The sequence below is a fragment of the Streptomyces sp. NPDC001750 genome (assembly GCF_042892615.1).
Taxonomy (GTDB): domain Bacteria; phylum Actinomycetota; class Actinomycetes; order Streptomycetales; family Streptomycetaceae; genus Streptomyces.
On the sequence record NZ_JBIAUE010000020.1, the window covers coordinates 41,415 to 58,628 of the forward strand.

The 17,214-nt window shown below is 69.7% G+C and carries 20 protein-coding genes and 1 CRISPR repeat array; of the genes, 11 read left to right on the plus strand and 9 right to left on the minus strand.

What is annotated here, in order from left to right; genetic code table 11:
- Positions 1 to 85: 85 nt before the first annotated feature.
- The 9 genes from ACFYY6_RS27010 to ACFYY6_RS27050 all read right to left on the minus strand — a co-directional run bounded on the left by ACFYY6_RS27010 (position 86) and on the right by ACFYY6_RS27050 (position 4,381).
- Positions 86 to 1,354, minus strand: coding sequence for a hypothetical protein (locus ACFYY6_RS27010; protein ID WP_389195611.1), 1,269 nt, complete (start codon positions 1,352 to 1,354; stop codon positions 86 to 88).
- A 3-nt stretch (positions 1,355 to 1,357) separates the two neighbouring features.
- Positions 1,358 to 1,612 carry a hypothetical protein gene (locus ACFYY6_RS27015; protein ID WP_389195614.1) on the minus strand — a complete coding sequence of 85 codons (255 nt, stop codon included), beginning with the start codon at positions 1,610 to 1,612 and terminating at the stop codon, positions 1,358 to 1,360.
- Between the two features lie 105 nt (positions 1,613 to 1,717).
- On the minus strand, positions 1,718 to 1,918 hold the full coding sequence (locus ACFYY6_RS27020; protein ID WP_389195617.1) for a hypothetical protein: 201 nt from the start codon (positions 1,916 to 1,918) through the stop codon (positions 1,718 to 1,720).
- A gap of 11 nt (positions 1,919 to 1,929) precedes the next feature.
- Positions 1,930 to 2,094: a hypothetical protein gene (locus ACFYY6_RS27025; protein ID WP_389195620.1), complete on the minus strand. Its 165-nt coding sequence runs from the start codon at positions 2,092 to 2,094 to the stop codon at positions 1,930 to 1,932.
- A gap of 160 nt (positions 2,095 to 2,254) precedes the next feature.
- Complete coding sequence (locus ACFYY6_RS27030; protein ID WP_389195623.1) at positions 2,255 to 2,428, minus strand: hypothetical protein; 174 nt, start codon at positions 2,426 to 2,428, stop codon at positions 2,255 to 2,257.
- Between the two features lie 59 nt (positions 2,429 to 2,487).
- A complete protein-coding gene (locus ACFYY6_RS27035) occupies positions 2,488 to 2,625 on the minus strand; it encodes a hypothetical protein (RefSeq protein WP_389195626.1) in 138 nt (45 codons plus the stop codon).
- Positions 2,622 to 2,891 (minus strand): hypothetical protein, encoded by a 270-nt coding sequence (locus ACFYY6_RS27040; RefSeq protein ID WP_389195629.1) that lies wholly within the window; start codon positions 2,889 to 2,891, stop codon positions 2,622 to 2,624. The genes ACFYY6_RS27035 and ACFYY6_RS27040 overlap by 4 nt, the downstream gene beginning before the upstream one ends.
- 186 nt (positions 2,892 to 3,077) lie before the next feature.
- Positions 3,078 to 3,665 carry a WhiB family transcriptional regulator gene (locus tag ACFYY6_RS27045; RefSeq protein ID WP_389195632.1) on the minus strand — a complete coding sequence of 196 codons (588 nt, stop codon included), beginning with the start codon at positions 3,663 to 3,665 and terminating at the stop codon, positions 3,078 to 3,080.
- Between the two features lie 107 nt (positions 3,666 to 3,772).
- Positions 3,773 to 4,381, minus strand: coding sequence for a hypothetical protein (locus ACFYY6_RS27050; RefSeq protein WP_389195635.1), 609 nt, complete (start codon positions 4,379 to 4,381; stop codon positions 3,773 to 3,775).
- Positions 4,382 to 4,786: 405 nt separating this feature from the next.
- Between ACFYY6_RS27050 and ACFYY6_RS27055 the strand changes: the two genes are divergently transcribed.
- The 11 genes from ACFYY6_RS27055 to ACFYY6_RS27105 all read left to right on the plus strand — a co-directional run bounded on the left by ACFYY6_RS27055 (position 4,787) and on the right by ACFYY6_RS27105 (position 15,136).
- Positions 4,787 to 5,542, plus strand: a complete 756-nt coding sequence (locus ACFYY6_RS27055) for a GntR family transcriptional regulator (protein WP_389195638.1) — start codon at positions 4,787 to 4,789, stop codon at positions 5,540 to 5,542.
- 207 nt (positions 5,543 to 5,749) lie between these two features.
- A complete protein-coding gene (locus ACFYY6_RS27060) occupies positions 5,750 to 6,919 on the plus strand; it encodes a helix-turn-helix domain-containing protein (protein ID WP_389195641.1) in 1,170 nt (389 codons plus the stop codon).
- On the plus strand, positions 6,916 to 7,506 hold the full coding sequence (locus ACFYY6_RS27065; RefSeq protein WP_389195644.1) for an isochorismatase family cysteine hydrolase: 591 nt from the start codon (positions 6,916 to 6,918) through the stop codon (positions 7,504 to 7,506). The genes ACFYY6_RS27060 and ACFYY6_RS27065 overlap by 4 nt, the downstream gene beginning before the upstream one ends.
- Positions 7,503 to 8,411: an NAD(P)/FAD-dependent oxidoreductase gene (locus tag ACFYY6_RS27070; RefSeq protein WP_389195647.1), complete on the plus strand. Its 909-nt coding sequence runs from the start codon at positions 7,503 to 7,505 to the stop codon at positions 8,409 to 8,411. Before ACFYY6_RS27065 ends, ACFYY6_RS27070 begins: the two co-directional genes overlap by 4 nt.
- Positions 8,412 to 8,530: 119 nt before the next feature.
- Positions 8,531 to 8,809, plus strand: coding sequence for a helix-turn-helix transcriptional regulator (locus ACFYY6_RS27075; RefSeq protein WP_389195937.1), 279 nt, complete (start codon positions 8,531 to 8,533; stop codon positions 8,807 to 8,809).
- An 840-nt stretch (positions 8,810 to 9,649) separates the two neighbouring features.
- Positions 9,650 to 11,533, plus strand: a complete 1,884-nt coding sequence (locus tag ACFYY6_RS27080) for a hypothetical protein (RefSeq protein WP_389195650.1) — start codon at positions 9,650 to 9,652, stop codon at positions 11,531 to 11,533.
- Positions 11,533 to 11,910: a hypothetical protein gene (locus ACFYY6_RS27085; protein ID WP_389195653.1), complete on the plus strand. Its 378-nt coding sequence runs from the start codon at positions 11,533 to 11,535 to the stop codon at positions 11,908 to 11,910. The genes ACFYY6_RS27080 and ACFYY6_RS27085 overlap by 1 nt, the downstream gene beginning before the upstream one ends.
- Positions 11,820 to 12,383, plus strand: coding sequence for a DUF721 domain-containing protein (locus ACFYY6_RS27090; protein WP_389195656.1), 564 nt, complete (start codon positions 11,820 to 11,822; stop codon positions 12,381 to 12,383). The genes ACFYY6_RS27085 and ACFYY6_RS27090 overlap by 91 nt, the downstream gene beginning before the upstream one ends.
- Before the next feature lie 429 nt (positions 12,384 to 12,812).
- Positions 12,813 to 13,649: a hypothetical protein gene (locus ACFYY6_RS27095; protein ID WP_389195659.1), complete on the plus strand. Its 837-nt coding sequence runs from the start codon at positions 12,813 to 12,815 to the stop codon at positions 13,647 to 13,649.
- 125 nt (positions 13,650 to 13,774) lie between these two features.
- A complete protein-coding gene (locus ACFYY6_RS27100; protein ID WP_389195662.1) occupies positions 13,775 to 14,002 on the plus strand; it encodes a hypothetical protein in 228 nt (75 codons plus the stop codon).
- Between the two features lie 360 nt (positions 14,003 to 14,362).
- Positions 14,363 to 15,136, plus strand: coding sequence for a hypothetical protein (locus ACFYY6_RS27105; RefSeq protein WP_389195665.1), 774 nt, complete (start codon positions 14,363 to 14,365; stop codon positions 15,134 to 15,136).
- A gap of 106 nt (positions 15,137 to 15,242) precedes the next feature.
- Positions 15,243 to 16,973: direct repeats of the CRISPR family, unit length 37 nt; unit sequence GTTGCGATCCTCGGTCGCCCCGAAGGGCGACCGCCAC.
- The last annotated feature ends 241 nt before the right edge of the window (positions 16,974 to 17,214 follow it).

Below are 17,214 nucleotides of genomic sequence, written 5' to 3' on the forward strand. Positions count from 1 at the left end.
ACTGCGTTGCTTCCGGCAGTCGCAGCAACGGCCAGCCCGGGGTACCGGGCTGGCCATCACTGGTGGTGCCGGAGGGCAGGGAGAGTCAGGGCCGGGGGCCGGCCTCCTCCTCTTCCTCTTCCTCTTCGTCCTTCGCGTGCGGGTCGGATCCCGGTCCTGTGGCCGGTTCGTCGGCCTCCTCGCCCGACACCACCTCGGCCCAGACGCGACGGATGCGCTCCTCGCTGCCGACGAACCCCGCGTCACGGAAGGCGGCCACGGCCTGGCGGTAGGAGGCGGGCGGGTCCTCCCGGTAGCGGAAGTGACGCAGGACGACTGCGAGCTGCGCGTCGGTCAGGCGCTCGCCCGGAACGGGGGTCGGGACACCCGCGACGGCCGCGATCTCGTCCAGCGTTACGGTCCGGTGATCCGTGACGGGTTCGGCCTCGTCGGCGGTGTCCGTCTCGGATTCCGTCACACGGGCCGTGCCGGTGGCCGTGACGGTGTCACGGACCGGACCCGTGACGGTTTCGGCGGACCGTGACGGTCCACTGCCCGTCACCGCACTGACCTGCGTGACTCGCCGCCCCGGCACCGTGACGGTGCCGTCCCGGTCGGCCTGATCCGTCACGGTCGGCATGACGGACAGGGCGGCAGGTGCCCCCGTTTCGAGGGCAGGCGTGACGGACGCGGCCAGGGCCGGTGTGACGGCCGGGGCGAACATGGCGGCAAGCGCGTTGTCCGCGCCCTGCGTCATCCGGTCGCGCTGCACCGTCACCAGGCCGGCCCCGAGACCGTCGTCGCCGACACCGACCTTGCGGGCCAGCCGCCACGACTTGAGCTCCGCCCACTTCCTGGCCAGCCCCAACGGGTGGTTCGCGGCCAGCGCCCGCGACACGGCCAGGCGCTGCATCGTCCTGGCGTTGCGGCGCTGCGCCTCCATGTCGACGCGGGTGCGGTAGATCACGATCCGGCGGGCCAGGAGACCGATGCCCTCCGCGGACACGCACATCGCCATCGGGGTGACCGAGTAGACGACGGCCTCCGTCGTGGTCTTGGCGACGACCGCACCGGTGGCGGAGGCAACCGCGGGCAGCGCCCACAGGCCGAGCCTCACCACGGCGGGCGAGGACTGGCCCAGCAGGGTCAGACCCACCAGGACGAGGGCCAGGACGAGGGTGGCGCCCTCACCGGCCGCGACGACCCCGAGCGCCGTCGCGGACTCGGCGAAGTGCGTCTTCATGTTGGTGTAGGTACCCGCGGCCCCGATGCCGCCGACAACAAGCATCGGAACCGCCGCAAGCCCCAGGATCACCCCCTGGCCGGTGCTCAGGTCCCGTTCTTCCTGTACGGGTTCCTTCTGTACGTGCTCCATTGCTTACTGCTCCTTCTTCTTCTGGTCTCGGACCGCCTGGAGGTGGTCGATGCTGTAACCGCCCTCGACCAGCGCGGCAGCCAGGAAGTCGGCGGCCTCCGCCTCCTCGACACGGAGCTGGTAGCGGCCGAACACGACGGCGGCCAGCTGCGCGCAGGTGACCTTCTCGGCCTCGGCGCTTGCCTGCCTGACCAGGTGTTCGGCGATCTCCATCAGACGGGCATGGCGGCGGCGAGCGCGGTACTTCGCGACAATCACGGGATTCCTTTCGGCCGGGCCGGACTTGTACCCGGACCGGCATGGTGTTGAGGGGCTGGCCGCCCGTCGTGCGGGCGGCCAGCCCCTCAACAGGGCGTGGGCGGATCAGCTGGCGGCAGGCACGCCGGTCAGGCGGGCCACCTTGGCGAGATGGGCGTCCTGCTGCTCCAAGTCGTAAATGCGGTCAGCCAGGTCACGCCGCTCTCGGCGCGACAGGGCCGAGCCCATCAACTTGGCCCCGGTGGCGGCGAGTTGGTCCTTAGTGCGCTGCTGCGGGGTGCGGGGGTCGGTCGGGACGGGGCGCATGGCGTCTTTCCCTATCGGGGCGTGGTGCGGGGGTGGGTTTCGTTGACGGCGTGGCCGGCGTCCCAGGCGTGGGCGGCCGCCGTGGCGGCGGCCGCGAGCAAGACCAGGGCGACTGGGTGGGCCAGGCCGTGTGCGGCGATGGCCCGGGCCGCGCGGTGCTGCGCGGCCCGGGCCATCCGTATGTGCTGCGGGGGCACTAGCAGTAGGCGCAGCTCACGTCGCCGTCGGCGTTGAGGCAGCCGCATTTCTGGCACGCCCAGACGGCGATGACGTCCGTGAGCCGACGCAGGGTGGTACGCATGAGAGTTCCTCCGAGATCTGCTGAATGGGGTGAGGTCAGCGGCGGTTCTGCTGGCGTGCGATGTAGGCGTCCTGAAGTCGGACGAACCGGTCGTGGATCGGCTGACCGGCCGCGCACGGCTGGTTCGCCTGGCAGGCCGGGCAGGTCTCGCGATGGGTGCGCCAGGCACTGTGCGCGTGCTGGTAGCGGGTGTAGAGGTCGTCAGCCATGGCGGCGGGATGGACCTTTCGGCTGGTGCGGTTCCGGGCCGCGCGTATGAGGTGTGGGGTCAGCTGCCCTGCTTGCCGCTGCCGTTGCAGGAGCTGCAGGTCTGCATCTCTACGCCCTGGTAGGGGGTGCCATCCGCGCCTACGTGGTTGACGGTGACCATCTTCTGGCCGGTACCGCCGCAGGAGGTGCAGGTCATCGCTCCCCCGATCCACCGCAGTAGACGATGGTGGCGGTGGTCATGCGGAGGATGGGCTGGCGGTCGTACGCGCCGGGGACCATCTCGGCGTAAGTCCGGCGGGTGCGGCGGCCGGCCGTCCGGGCACGGTCGTCGCCGTCAGCAGCGAGGTGCTGGACCAGGCGGCGGAAGGCGTCGGTCTCGTCGCGTTCGTAGCCGCGCTGGTTGTCGTCCTCGGTCATGTCGCCGATGAGTCCGGGGTGCGGGGAAGTTGCCATAATGGTCATGCGGATCATCTCCGTGAGATCGCTGGTCCGTGCTGGCCCCCGGCACATATGGCGGTGCAACGCCGTGCCGGGGGCTGCCGCCGTTCGGCGGCGCACGTGGGGGTCTCCTGTGACCTCCACGCCGACACCAGCCCACTAGTTGACGGGCTGGGGACGACGTGCAGAACAGGAGCGGGCAGCACAAGGTCAGGCCGCGACCAGCTCGTCCTGGGCGAACGCGAACTCGTGGGTGATGTCGCCCCCGGCCGTGTCGTAGACGGCGATGTCCCATGCCTCGCTGCGGTCGGCGGCGCGCATGGCCATCGCCCCGATCCGCTCTGCGATGGCGCGCCGCAGGCCCGGCTTGGTGACGGGGCCGGCGGTCGTGGTGTAGGTGAGCGTGACCCTCTCGCGGCGGGCCTCCTCGGCGAGCTCCTGGAGGTACCGGTCGGCCGATACGGCGACGGTGATGCGGTAGGCCTGCCGGATCTCCCGGTCGATGGCCAGGTCCAGGCCGCTGCGGCCGCCGCGGACCAGGTCGTCGCTGGTCCGGTCGCCCTCTCCGTACCGCAGCGCGAGTTCCTCGCACGCCGGACGGACCGGGCAACCCGCGCACAACTTCTGGGCGGCCGCCTGCTGCGCCGCCCACATCGCGGTCGGCGCGCTGCGGTTGCGATCGAGGAGATCGCGGTACTGCTCCCGGTCGCCGCAGCGGGAGCCAGCGTCGACGGCGGCCTGGAGCACGGGGCGGCGGGCGAGGCGGGCGGCGGTGGGGGAAAGGCGGTTGAGCGTCATGGCGTTCCTCCGTTGTGGACTGGTGGCTGTTCGTACGAGCAGCCACGGCCCCGGCCGCCCCCGCAGATGCGGAGCAGCCGGGGCCGTGGTCGTTCGTCTGGAGCGGGTCAGCTCGCGCGGCGCTGGGGGTGCAGCGTCTTGACGGGGACCGGCGGAGCGCCCAGCGGCGCATCGCCCTCCAGCAGCTGCGCGCGGCGGGTGTCAGCGTCGCGGACCGCGGACTCGGTCGCCGCCCACTGCTCCTTGCGCAGCAGCCACTTGGGCTGACCGTCGCCGGGCTGGCCGACCGTGGTCGTCTGCTTCTGCGCGGCGATCTGGCTGACGGCCGGAGCCACCGCGACCTTCGGCTTGCACCGCACGGTGGTCTTGCGGCGGTGACCGGTCTCCGCGTGACCGTCCTCCAGGCGCTCCTGCCACTTCTTCACCGTCACGTCGACCGTGACCAGACGGTTGCTCCCCAGGCGGCAACGGACGGCCGCGTCCTTCCACGTGCGGCCGGTGTCATGCGGCACAATCTTGGGCGCCTTGCTCCGGAGGCTGGTGATCGGCACCCACGTCTCGCAGTCGGGGCAGATCAGCGATGCGCAATCCCGGCGCAGGTCGTACTGGTGGGGCTTGAGGGTGGACAGCGTCAGCGCTGGGCGGGAGTTGACGGTGCGGGAGCGGGTCCTGCTCCGGCGGGGGCGGGCGGTGCGCTCAAGGGTCGAAGCAGACATCTGAACTCCTCACGGGCGGAGCGGCAGGGGGAGCGTCGCGATGCTCTCTCTGCCCTCCGGGCCGCACGGCACGAGGCCGGCGTCCCGCAGGACAGACAGCGCACAGCGCTGCGACGTGCACACAAGTCGTCGCGGCCGTCAGGCTCCGGGGGAGTTCGATGGTGCTCTCGCGTCCTCAGCTCGCCTGATGACGTGCCCTCAGCTCGCTGAGGGCTACCCCGGCCGCCCCGAGGGGCGGACGACTACCTGGGCAACTTCGATATCGAAGTTGCAGCACGATGATGCGCGATCTCTCTATCGATGTCAAGCACTTCGATAGAGATGTCACCTCGCTATGCAAGTCGCGAGCCGTAGCTGACGCTGAGCATCGAAGCCCTTAGGATCGCTAGCGAAGTTAGGAGACACATGGCAGGCGGAAAGGGCTCTCAGCAGCCCAGATACCTCCAGATCGCTGACGAGCTGAAGGCTGCGATCGAGCGAGGGGACTACCGACCCGGTGATCGACTGCCAGGGGAGAATGCCCTTGCGCCGCAGTACGGCGTCGCCGTGATGACGGCTCGGCGAGCACTGCGCGCGCTCACCAACGAAGGGCTCGCAGAGTCCCGAAAGGGCGCCGGGGTGTTCGTTCAGGCCTTCCGCCCCATCCGGCGGCGCGGCATTCAGCGTCTGGCACAGGACCGCTGGGGCTCGGGGAAGTCGATCTGGTCGGCGGACGAAGACCGGCCCCTGACCGTCGACCAGGTCTCCGTACAGGAGGTCGTTCCGCCGGCGCACATTGCCGAGATGCTCGGCCTGGACGCCGGCGAGACCGCCTGCGCCAGGTCCCGGCGCTTCGTCCTGGACGGCCGGCCGGTCATGCTCGCCACCTCGTACCTGAGCTACGCCCTGGTGGAAGGTTCGGCGATCACTCAGGCCGACACAGGTCCGGGAGGAACCTACGCTCGCCTCGCTGACCTCGGACACGGCCCGGTTCGCTTCCGGGAGGAGATCCGCGGACGGCTGCCCACTGCTGAGGAAGCAGCCACGTTGGGCATGTCCCCTGAGCGCCCTGTCTTGAAGATGTGCCGGACAGCCTTCGACGCCCAGCAGCGAGTTGTTGAGGTCAACGAGATGACCCTCGACTCCGCGTCGTACGTCCTGGACTACGAGTTCGATGCCTGACGGCACGCAGGACTCGATGCGAGCGCGGCACTGGGTTGTGCCCGGGATCGCCATGGTTCCTCCGGCCGGAATCGCGGGTGTGGATCAACAAGAATCAGCATCCGCACCAGGGGTCTTGAGCGAGATGTCCGACCGTGGAAGTGGTGTAGCAACAGTGTGGCAATAGCGCCGTTGATACCTGGAAGGTGACCGCCAAGGGGGTGTGTAGTGATCGCTGTGGACAGGTGGACAGGTGAGGAGGCGCTGCTGTTGCGGTCGGTGATGCGAGCGTCTGTGCGCGAGTTCGCCGGTCGCCTCGGCATCAGCCCCCGGACCGTCTCGAACTGGCAGCGGAACAAGACGAGCGTCTGCCGTCCCCAGATGGCGCAGATCCTGGACACGGCGCTCCTCCAGTGCACCCCGGCTGAGCAGGAGGCGTTCAGCCTCCGCCTGGCAGCGCTGCGTGGAACGGCAGCTCCCCTCAACGCGGAGTCGGCAGCGCGTCCGGCACCGTGCACGGTCGTCTCCCACAAGTTCTTGCCGGTGTACCTCGGTGAGTGCAGTGCGCCCCTCTACGCTGCGGGTTCGCCAAGCGAGCCAGGGCCAGGCGGCTTGGAGCAGCGAGTCCTGCCGGCTGACCACCACTCCGCGCAGTCGTCGACGGTGCACATCTACGCCTGCGGTGTCGCAGTGGTGCATCTCGAGGAGCACCACCGTCTCGAGTCGTTGACCGAGCTGGCTTTGTGGCGTTACCGCACCTACCTGAAGGAACCGGGCTGGGTGGGCGAGTGGATGGCTCACCTGCTGGCCCGCCACAGCGACGACAAGGACCAGCCTGCCCAGTCGCTCATTCCGCAGTACGTGCTGTCGGCCTACGAGCTCCGCGCACATTCCTGGTCAAGCGCCGGTCTGGACACGGCTCTCCAGCTGCTCGCGACGCCATCAGTGCTGGTCAATCGGCAGAACCCAGCAGACGTTGTGCCGCTCGGGCCGGGGGTAGAGGAAGCCAAGTTCCGAGACAGCTGGGCCCACCCCGAGGCCGTGACATTCGACGGCGGAGTCTCCCGCGGCGTCGTCGGCTGGTCCGGTGTCGCCTATCACCCGCAGTCGGACGAGCGGGCTCTGACCATGAGCCAGATCGTGGCCCTTGAGCTCGACGTGCAGGCCCTCTGGGCCCTCTCGTCGCACATCCTGCACACGATCGAAGACGGCCAGGACCCAGTGATGCCGACGGCCTACGGCTGGCGCTTTCTGCGCAGCGCATACTTCCGGCTCACTACCGCGCGCCCCACTGAGACCGCTCAACACCGGGTGATGCGCGAGGCCATCCTGGCCACCAGCGAACTTCCTGATCGGCTGCGCGCCGCCCAGGACGCTCTCCGAGACAGCAATCCGTGACGGCCATGTGGAAGGCGGAGTGGGTGGACCCTCGATCGACAGCGCTGCTGGTCATTGATGTGCAGCAGGGCTTTGTCAACCAGCACAGCCGCGGAGTCATCCCCGCGGTTGTTCGGCTGGTGCAGGGCTGGCAAGCAGCCGGCGCTCCCGTGGTGCTGTCGCGGTTCCACAACGAGCCCGGGTCACCGTACGAGACGATCACGGGATGGACGCGATTGCGTACTCCCGAAGAACAAGCCCTAGTTACTGACCTGGTCCCCTTCGCTGCCAGCGCCGCCGCGATCATCGACAAGCCCCAGGCGTCAGTGTTCACCCCCGGGGGGGCCCGGACCATCCGTGAGGCGGGCTGGACCGATCTGGTGCTGTGCGGCATCGACACAGACGCGTGCGTATACGACTCCGCTGTTGCGGCCTATCAGGCCGGATACCGGCCGTGGATCGTCACCGACGCTTGTGCCTCCACCGGCGGAGCTCGCTACCACGACGCCGCGCTCCTGCTCGCCTCCCGAAACATCGGCGCTGCGCAACTGGTCACGAGCGAGGTCGTCTTGTCCCGAATCAGTGGAACCCAGGGAGCCCACGCATGAACACGCCGCACGAGACAGATGTGCTGGTAGTCGGCGCCGGCCCGTCAGGCGTGGCGGCCGCCGTGATGGCGGCCAGCCTGAATCTTCGAACGGTCGTCGTGGAGGCCGGTGCAATAGGCGGCAAGCTGCATGTCATCGGGGCGTTGGAGAACGTCCCTGGCAACTGGTCGACCGGTCCCCAGCTTGCTGAAGCCCTTGCCGCCGACCTGGATCGCCTACAGCAGGCTGACCGATGCTCCGTCATGCAGGGCCGTGCAGTGAGCGTCACCGGCTACGACGACCGGGCGGAGCTCGTACTCGAGGACGGGCGCGCACTGAGCGCACAGCTGATCGTGGTCGCCACCGGCGTGGCTGCCCTGGCTCCGCCCGATGCCGACTGGATCAGCGCTCCTGCAGATTTGTCCGTTCCTCCGCTGTGGCGTACGAAGCCTGCAGACCTAGCGGGTCGGACCTACGTTCTCGGAGGGGACCGTCCCCTCGGAACGTGGCTCCGCACCCATCCGCACTCCTCAACAACGCTGTATGTCCTTTGTCCGCCGGCAGATGACTACAAGATCGCTGAAGTCGCGGGGGACGAGCGCGTGCGCGTCGTGCCCGTCGCTCACGTCGCACTGTCGCCCATGGCCTACGGAGACGAGTGGAGCTTGCAGGTCAAGAACCGGCAGGGTGAGTACAAGTCCTACGTCGCCAAGACTGTGCTGAACAACCTCGGCAACGCACCAGCAGGTTTGGAGGGCCTCGCCTCGAGCGAGGATGGCTACTGCCCTCCCGGAAAACAGCACCCTCGTATCCGGGTCGCCGGCGACTTGCGGTCGGCCCAGTTCCAGCGCATCACGACAGCACAGGGCTCTGGGGCAGAAGCTGTGCTCGCGTCCTACTACGCCTCGGTCCTGAAGCCATGCTGAGGCTTGATGCCCACCGCCCTATCGGCGTATCGGTGCGCGCTAGCCAAGATCGATCCCGTGGTGTATCTTTCAGGAATTCGGTGATCATGAGAGGTTGGGGCATGTCCGACGCGGATCCCATGCAGCGGGTCAACGCTCTCCTCGATGACGTCCTGCCGACGCCGCGCGTGCGGCAACGGCTGCGCCTCGCCGCGGGGCTCACTCAGCAGGAAGTCGCGGACGCCGTAGGCGTGAAACGTCTGGCCGTAGCCCGCTGGGAGCTAGGTCAAGCCCACCCCCGGAGGCCCCATCGCGCGGTCTACATCCACTTGCTTAAGGGACTCGCGGAGCGTTTCCCCGAGGTTGCTGAGCTGGATGCAGGCAGCACGACGCCGGCCTCCGAAAGGGGGTCGGGATGACCTAGCGGCCATCGGCCGCGCGCGCCAAGAAGCGGACTAACCTCCCGCTGGCCTCGCGCGGCCCGTCTCCGACCGGGCTAACCCGCGTCGGTCGCTCAGTTCCCAGTTCCTAGCTGGTCCTGAGCCGCGGCTTATCAGGCCGCTCATCTATACCCGGCCCCTTATCAGGGCCACCTGCACCACCGGCCACTAACCACGGCCACCACAGCCAGATCAGTACCGACCCGCACTACCCGCGGAGCCCCCACCACAGGGGCCACGCGGTTCAGCAGGACCGGGAGGGACGGAGAAATCTCCCCCCACCCGATCGGTGTCCGCCCTCTTCTCACGAAGGGGGCGGTCCCCGCACATCCGCACATCTGGTTCGGCCGGGCCCGAGAGCTCTGGTCGGTCCAGCTATATGGAGAGCAGGTCGTTTCTCATAGTGCCTGAGAGTGGTGCCCCCTGTCAGCTTGCCCCTGTCCGTTTCACCCCGGTTCAGGCATGGCGGCCTTCCTGTGTGACGGGATCGACGTGTGGTTCATCCGTATTTGCGCGGTTCGTACCGGAAGCTGGATTTCCGGTACGAAGCTACAAGAGCAACGCTTTCGGGGCGAGCTCGCCGGACGCGGTCGCAGCGTCGGCCGCCCGGCTCGTGCACCGGCCCTCGGATTTCATCGACGACTCCGTCGACGGCGGTGCTCGCAAGGACGGTTTCCCGTGTAACGGGACCCGTTTCAAGATTCTTGACCACCGTGCGGGAGCTTTCCTGGCTCTCACGGGGGGTGTCCGGTTTACCGCATATACCGGCCGCATGACAGCAGTGATGGGCATGTTCGCCCGCGCCGTCGTGGCGGGCCGGTGAGTGCCGGGGCGGCGTCGGCCGCCGTGATGGTGCCCGCCCGGCGCTCGGCGCCTGATGCTGGCGGGGGTTCCGTCGGCCAGGGCGTGATCGGCGGGAAGCGGACGCAGCGGGTGCGGGTGCCGATGCGTCTGGTCTGGTCACCGTACTACCAGGACGTCGCGCTGATGGCGTATGTCAAGGTGAAGGCGCTGGCGTCGCGGCCGGAGGGGTGTCAGGCGCGGACGGCGACGATCGCGTCGTACCTGGGGCTGTCGGCGGCGTCGGTGGAGCGGGGGATGGGGCAGCTGCGGCGTCCGGGGCCGGATGGTGTGGTGGAGATGCGCTCGCTGCGCCGGACGTTGCCGGGCGGGAGGGGGCAGTCGGCAGTTCGTACGGTGCGGCCGATGTCGCATGACGAGGCGTTCGTGTGGGTGCCGGTTGCGGCTGCGGAGGACCTCACGCCGCGGCAGCTGCGGGTGTACGCGCTGATCGCGTACGCGCAGACGCGGGGGATCGCGGTGACGGAGGCGGAGCTCGCTTCGCATCTGCGGCACCACTCGGGCAAGAAGGCCGGGCAGGCGCTGTCGGTGACGGCGGCGTCGGCGGTCGTCGACGAGGTGGAGGCCGCTCGGTGGGTGACGGTACGGCGGCGTGCGGGGGAGCGGGGACGGCACCTGTACCTCGCGCACGACATCGCCCCAGAGGCCCGCCCGGCAGGTCTCTGCCCGGCTGCTGACGAGGTTCCCGAGCCCCCTGTTCCGGGTTTTTCTGACGGGGCGCCCAGTTCCCCGGTTGGTGAGGGATCGGGTTCCCCGGTTGGTGAGGGATCCCTCGCGAATGAGGAATCACCTAGGACTGACTCACCCGATGACGAGCGCGCGTTCTTCTCATCCGCCGTAGGCGAGGTACAGCTGGGTAGGGGCGTTGCGCCTGTGGAAAGCCCGGCCGGTGACGACCGTGCTGCGGGGCGGGGCGGGCCTGGTCTCGCGCTTCGCGCGGGTGGGAAGACCCAGCCCTCGTCGGAGAAGCCGGTGGTCGAAAAGCGCCGCAACAGGGCCGGGGGCGGCCACGGCTCGTCGTACACCGGTCCGCAGCTGGCGATGAGCCCGGAGATTTACGCCGTGCTGGAACCGGTGCACCACCTCCTGACCCAGGTGACCACCGCGTTCGTCGCCCGGCAGATCGCCCGTGAGGTCGGCCGCCAGATCGCCGCCGGTACCAGTGCCGAGCGCCTGCGGCACCGGCTGACGGCCCGGCTGGCCAGAACGATGTCGGACGAGATCCGTGACCCGGGCCGGTGGCTGCTCGGGGTGGCCCTGCCCCGCTGGGGCTGCGGCTACGCCGACTGCGAGTCCGGCACCATCTGGCGCACCCGCACGGCCTGCGAGCTGTGCGCCGAGATCGTCCAGGACAAGGCCGCCGCCCGCGAGCGCGCCCGCCGTGCCGCTGCCGGCCTGTGTCTCCAGCACGGCACCCGCCCGGGCCTGTCCGGCCGGTGCGACGACTGCGACCTCGAGACCGCGGCCGCCCGGCCTGCCGACGTCCCGGCCCGGCGGACCGTGGAGGGCCCGGAGCGAGGGACGTGCGGCGAATGCGGCGCGCGGATCTTCATGACCGGCCCCGCCCTGACCGACAGCCTGTGCAAGCCCTGCCGCGAGGAGCTCCACCCGGACACCGCCTCCGCGCCCCGGACCGTCGCGGGGGTTCCGGCGCCCGCCGAGCCCCGCACCGCGACGCCCGCGACGCCCGCGACGGCCGGGCCGGTCGAGCTGGTCGAGGAGCCCGGTCCGCGGACCTGCCAGGGCCAGGAGCAGGGCGTGCCGTGCACGCGCGAGACCCTGCCGCTGCGCCGCCTGTGCCGACGGCACATGGTCCAGCAGATCGCCGGGGTGGTGGCCTGATGACCAGCACCCCGCAGCCCTCCGGTGTCGACCTCGCCCGCCAGGCGCTGCTCGCCGCCCGCGAAGCAGCGAAGCAGGCCGGGCACGCCCGGAAGAACAAACCGGGACGGCGCACCGGCGCCACCCTGCGACGCGACGGCCGCGAGCCGCTCGGACTCGGCAGCGCCATCAGCCGGATGATGACCGAGCGCGGCCTGGTCGCCCCGGCCGCCGGCGGCAACCTCATGGCCCGGTTCGACACCGTCCTCGCCGCGGCCGCGCCGGAGCTGCCGGGCGGGTCCAGGCCGTGGCGCTCGACGCGGACACCGGCCGCCTGGACGTCGTCCCCGACTCCCCGGCAGCCGGCACGAAGCTCCGCTGGAGCGCGCCGAAACTGATCGAGGCGGCCAACCAGCAGGTGCCGGAGGCGAACGTCCGCTCCTTGAACGTCCTGGCACCCGCACCGATGAAGACCGGCCCCACCGCCGCGGAGGCCCCCGCCCCGGACCCGGGTCCGCACCCGGCCGGCCCCGCCGCGCCGGAGCACCGCACTCCGCCGGACGGCTACCGGCGCGCGATCGAGGCGCACCGTCAGGCCGCCCGCCCATCGAGGACGGACCCGGCCATCGCGGACGCGGTGAAGCGACAGACCGCCGCGATGCGGGAGCTGTCCTACCGGGCTTTTCCCGAGCCCGGCGCCGTGGCGGACGATGCGCCGGCCCCGATCGAGCAGGCCCTTGTCCAGCGCCGCCGCCAGGCCGCAGCATCCGAGGCCGCCGCGCTGCGCCGGGCCCGCGCGGAGCGCGCGGCGAGGGAGGCCGGGACGGCGGCCGCGGTCCCGCAGACGGCACCGCTGGGCAGGACCGCGTGAGAAGGAAGAGCCGAGAAGTCAGGCGGCGAGCGGGGCCGGCATCGGTTGCTGTGCCGAAGCACGCTATTTGGCACCGAGACTTCCTACTGACATTGGCGAAGCGAGCTTGTTGGCACCCGATCGGCACGCTACTTGTCACCGGCGGCCGTTTGGCACGGTTGTTGTTACCGCCCTTCTACTGAACGAACGGCTGACCAGGCTGTTGCCCTTCGATACCCGGATGACGGCGCCGATGGCGGATTTCATACGTCGATGGTTCTTCGAGCGTGTTCAACGAACTGGGCGCGCTTCGAGACGCATGGTCCAGAAACCGTCTGACGCCTTGGGGATCTGTGCCGACGGAGGTATGGCCCGCGCCTTGCCCTAGGGAGGCTGCGCTGATGGCGGCGACGCAGGCCGAGAGCGAGCGAGACAGTTCTTCTGCCATGCGTGCCAGTTTCTCCGCCCCTTCGATCTCCCCGGGACGATCTGCTGGAGGCAGCGGCCGTCCTGGACGCGCTGGCCCTGTGCCACGGACACGGCAGCTACCTGCCCCGCCCCTACCAGGAGACCGGCCACCCGGTGCCGCTGGACGTGGAGCTGCGTACCGACGCCTCGGACATGGCGGACCAGCTCGTGCGCCACGACCGGGAACACGGCACCAGCACCACCGGCGACATCCCCGTCGCGCTGCAGGACGACTGCACCGACAGCGAGCGGGGCATGGTCCGCGCATACGCCCGCCGGGAGTCGATCACCGACAGGAGAACCGGCCCGGCATCTGACGCCGGGCCGGCCACCCCTCAACCGATGCCGATCCACAAGCGGCCGGAAAGCAGAAGGAGCAGTACGTTGTCGTGGAAAGACGCTGTCCAGCCCGTCCTGCGGATGCTGCTCCAGCCGGAGACCTGGACCGACCCGCACCTGGAGATGCTGCGCCTGGGCGCGGAGCACGAGGACATCGAGGCCGAGGACATCGTGGTGACCCTGGCCGTGGGCAGCGGCCTGGTGACCGGTACCCTGATCTCCACCGATACCTGGGAACACCTGCACCTGCGCCAGCTCGGTGACCACGACGACACCCTGCGCCGGGTCGCGCGCCACGCGATCGGGCACCTGGACGAGGCCGCGGAGAACGGCCGGCGCCGCCGCGAGGTCGACCCTCGTTTCCTTCACCTGCAGGACGTGACCCACCGCTCCGGCCGGGCCACCCACACCCTGCCGACTTGGCGCGGCCCGATCTCGGCAATCAGCGGCTGGACCCTCGGCGAACCCGAAAAAGACTGACCTGCAGCCACCGCGCATACATGTTCCCAGGGACCGGCGGACCGGAATCCGGAAGACCGCCCAGGGTCCCGGTCCCGCCCCTACCGTGAGGACATGACGCGTGATCACCTCACCGCACCGCCGTCGTGGCGCTGACCGCGCGGGCCGAGTACCACTCCGACTCGCACATCTACATCGACGACCCCGTAGACGGCCCGCTCGGCTACTGCACCGGCACCGACGAGGATTTCGACCCCGCCGCGGCCACCCGGGCCTTGGAGCAGGGCGGGTGGAGGGTCACCGGCCCCTGGACGAAGACGCCGCCGACGGCCGAGGCGCCGTTCATCACGACGGTCGAGCGGGCCGGCGAGTAGCACGAGGCCGCCCCCAACACCGTTTCGTCGGCAGGGGCCTGGTGGGCTGGCGGATGGAACTGAAGCTGGCCACGGCTGGAGGCCTTTCCGGCAGCCGAGGTCACGCCTGCGGCCTGACTCGGCGGCCTTGACCGCCCACGCCGATCGTCTGTCCGCGGTGCGATCAACGGCTGTCCCTGCCAGCTGGTCCAGGAGGAGGCTCGAGGAAATGCTCAGGGCGTCGTGCTCGTTCCAACGGTTCAGGTCCGCTCGTTAAGACTGAGTAACTGACACGGCGCGAGTCCGCGCAAGCAGTTCGCGAAATCGCCGTAGGCCACGGCGGCGAGACCCTGCGCCGCCACCACACGAGGAGACGAATCCATGACGGGCACCGAGCCGTGGCGCACGCTCTGGGAAGAGTACGAGGAACCCGAGGACCGCGGTGCCGTCGGAGACGCCTGCAACGGCATCCGGATTTTCACCGAAGACCACGTCTCGGAACCCGCAGCCACGATCGCCCTCGCCATCGCCGGAGCGGAAGCAGCCGAGGGTATCCGCGACGCCCTGGAATCCGACTGGGCCCTCTATACCCCACAGCAGGCTGCCGTCGTCGCCTCGGCCCTGTTCGCTCAGCTGAACGCGACCGCGGACACCTTCGAGTCGCTCCGCCGCCTGATCCAGCACGCTGAAGACCGTCGCGAGACCGCGTTCACCACTGCTGCAGTGGACAGCCTGAGGAACGCCGCCGCAGCCGTCACTTTTACCCACACCTTCGCCCCCGGCGTCGTGGGCGCCCTCAACGAGTGCCCGGACCTCACCCGGCTCCCTGGCGACGCACACGAGACCCTCGCCGCCGTCGCCGCCTTCCTCGGTCTCGCTGCCAAGATGATCGAGCACCACGGCCCCGGCGAATACAAAGAGGACGACAGCGGGGCCGGTTGCGGTTGCGCTATCAGCTTCGAGCACCACAGCCAGGTATGGAACTTCCACCGGGGCGACTCCAGCTGGGATCTCGTGCGCGAGCAGGACGGCGAGGTGCTGGAGGACGGCAGCACGGTCTACACCGGATGGCACGACCTGGGGGTGGACGACACCACGGCGCACCCCCAGCACCTCGTAGCTCTGATCCGGGCCAAGCTCGACGAGACCTCCTGACCAGGAAGGTAAGGACTGTGCAGACGATGCGCGCGAACCTCAGCATCGGCGACGAGCCGATCAGGGACATCCGCTTCACCTGGGGCAGCGACTACCTCAAGGACGCATTGCGATCCTCGGTCGCCCCGAAGGACGACCGCCACCGGGATCTACATCAACCGGTACTACGAGGGTCGGGTGGTTGCGATCCTCGGCCGTCCCGAAGGACGACCGCCACCGGGCTCGCCCTTGGCGTACAGCTCCACGATCACGACGTTGCGATCCTCGGCCGTCCCGAAGGACGACCGCCACGCGCGGGCCCTGCTCGGCCTGCCGGGAGCGGGCGGAGTTGCGATCCTCGGCCGTCCCGAAGTACGACCGCCACCAGCTCAACGCGTCCTCGATGGACCAGGTCCGGAAGGTTGCGATCCTCGGCCGTCCCGAAGGACGACCGCCACTCCGGACGTCATCGCGGACATGGTGGACGCCCGGATGAGTTGCGATCCTCGGCCGTCCCGAAGGGCGACCGCCACCCCGGCCCGGGGCCACGGGCCGGGCAGCCCGCCTTCTGCGGTTGCGATCCTCGGCCGTCCCGAAGGGCGACCGCCACCCCAAGTCGACGCTCAACGCGATGCTCGTGTGGATCGAGGTTGCGATCCTCGGTCGCCCCGAAGGGCGACCGCCACCCATCCCAGCCGCGACGCCCCACGTCATGAACGAGATGTTGCGATCCTCGGTCGCCCCGAAGGGCGACCGCCACCGGCCTCCGCAGACTGCTCTGCGCCGGAAAGGCTGGGTTGCGATCCTCGGTCGCCCCGAAGGGCGACCGCCACCCCGTACGTCCGCGCGCACGTGGCCGAGGGCTGGGAGTTGCGATCCTCGGTCGCCCCGAAGGGCGACCGCCACGCTGCTGTCGGCCTCCTCCCCGTACCACCTGGAGGCGTTGCGATCCTCGGTCGCCCCGAAGGGCGACCGCCACCGTTGCCCCCTCCCGTGGTTGGGGCGAGAACTCATAGTTGCGTTCCTCGGTCGCCCCGAAGGGCGACCGCCACTCTAAGGTTCTATGACGTCCACCCGTTGGGCGGGCAAGTTGCGATCCTCGGTCGCCCCGAAGGGCGACCGCCACCCGGGCGGCTTCCCTTACTCCATACTGTTCAGGCGCTGTTGCGATCCTCGGTCGCCCCGAAGGGCGACCGCCACCTGCCTGGCGGCCGGTCACGAAGTCGTCAGCGAGCTGTTGCGATCCTCGGTCGCCCCGAAGGGCGACCGCCACCACCTGGTGCCGCCGAGGCGCCGTAACCGCAGACAAGTTGCGATCCTCGGTCGCCCCGAAGGGCGACCGCCACCGCGCGGCGCGACGACGAGCCGCGTACGCACCGCGTGTTGCGATCCTCGGTCGCCCCGAAGGGCGACCGCCACGCCGATACCCCGCAGGGAGCGATTCCAGAGCGCTGCCGTTGCGATCCTCGGTCGCCCCGAAGGGCGACCGCCACTGCCAGCTGCCGCAGTCACCCCGCGCAGGGTGCTGGTGTTGCGATCCTCGGTCGCCCCGAAGGGCGACCGCCACCGGCTGCCCGCTTGCCGACCGTGTCTCCGGCATGGGTTGCGATCCTCGGTCGCCCCGAAGGGCGACCGCCACGGCGTCGTCCTCCAGGCGCCCGGGGACACTCGCTGCGTTGCGATCCTCGGTCGCCCCGAAGGGCGACCGCCACCGGCCGCCCGTCGGCCGCGATGCAGCCGATCGTGAGGTTGCGATCCTCGGTCGCCCCGAAGGGCGACCGCCACTCCCCGGGGGCCGGTGGCTACCTGGATCGCCTTGAGGTTGCGATCCTCGGTCGCCCCGAAGGGCGACCGCCACGGTAAATGACCAGCGGAAACATGCTAGAGGGAGTGTCCCTCCAACCCAACCGTGAAGGACAAAATCGCTCAATAGGTACATTTTCCTTAGGTGCGACCTGCGTGTCGCGTGCATGCTTGAGGTTCCGAAGTGCCAAAGCGGTTCGGGGTGGGGATGGCCGGATTCGTACCTGCTCAGCCACGCTCATCTGCGATCGTGTCAGTGGCTCATCTTAGGGTGGTTGCTTCGAAGGATTCTGCGG

Bases quoted from the DNA above. Each gene is read 5' to 3' on its own strand.
- ACFYY6_RS27040 (WP_389195629.1), bottom strand. From the start codon at position 2,891: ATGACCATTATGGCAACTTCCCCGCACCCCGGACTCATCGGCGACATG.
- ACFYY6_RS27070 (WP_389195647.1), top strand. From the start codon at position 7,503: ATGAACACGCCGCACGAGACAGATGTGCTGGTAGTCGGCGCCGGCCCG.
- ACFYY6_RS27030 (WP_389195623.1), bottom strand. From the start codon at position 2,428: ATGGCTGACGACCTCTACACCCGCTACCAGCACGCGCACAGTGCCTGG.
- ACFYY6_RS27045 (WP_389195632.1), bottom strand. From the start codon at position 3,665: ATGACGCTCAACCGCCTTTCCCCCACCGCCGCCCGCCTCGCCCGCCGC.
- ACFYY6_RS27075 (WP_389195937.1), top strand. From the start codon at position 8,531: ATGCAGCGGGTCAACGCTCTCCTCGATGACGTCCTGCCGACGCCGCGC.
- ACFYY6_RS27025 (WP_389195620.1), bottom strand. From the start codon at position 2,094: ATGGCCCGGGCCGCGCAGCACCGCGCGGCCCGGGCCATCGCCGCACAC.
- ACFYY6_RS27105 (WP_389195665.1), top strand. From the start codon at position 14,363: ATGACGGGCACCGAGCCGTGGCGCACGCTCTGGGAAGAGTACGAGGAA.
- ACFYY6_RS27035 (WP_389195626.1), bottom strand. From the start codon at position 2,625: ATGACCTGCACCTCCTGCGGCGGTACCGGCCAGAAGATGGTCACCGTC.
- ACFYY6_RS27020 (WP_389195617.1), bottom strand. From the start codon at position 1,918: ATGCGCCCCGTCCCGACCGACCCCCGCACCCCGCAGCAGCGCACTAAG.
- ACFYY6_RS27050 (WP_389195635.1), bottom strand. From the start codon at position 4,381: ATGTCTGCTTCGACCCTTGAGCGCACCGCCCGCCCCCGCCGGAGCAGG.
- ACFYY6_RS27010 (WP_389195611.1), bottom strand. From the start codon at position 1,354: ATGGAGCACGTACAGAAGGAACCCGTACAGGAAGAACGGGACCTGAGC.
- ACFYY6_RS27055 (WP_389195638.1), top strand. From the start codon at position 4,787: ATGGCAGGCGGAAAGGGCTCTCAGCAGCCCAGATACCTCCAGATCGCT.
- ACFYY6_RS27085 (WP_389195653.1), top strand. From the start codon at position 11,533: ATGACCAGCACCCCGCAGCCCTCCGGTGTCGACCTCGCCCGCCAGGCG.